The following is a 282-nucleotide window of genomic DNA, read 5'->3' as shown; positions in this document are numbered from 1 at the left end:
CAATAAAATCATAGTGTTTTTGTCATTCCTTTCCTTGATAGTGATTAAATCTTTCCTGCTTGCCATTCCGAAAATAAATTCCTGTGGTTCCTGTCCCTGAGGGGTCAATACTTAATATTCTATTCATGGTTTAAAAATTTTTCCTTTACATATACGGCCAACAAGGCCAGCGGGGGAAGGATTTGCTGACGCTGAAGTCAGGATTTATCCTTACCCCGCTGGGTAAGTGATATCTCACAGACAACCAGCCAGTCAGCATCTCCGTCCCGCTAGTGCCTTGGG

The organism is endosymbiont GvMRE of Glomus versiforme, from assembly GCF_003546845.1.
The sequence above is the reverse complement of the archived record's forward strand: the minus strand, read 5'-3'. Positions refer to the sequence as shown.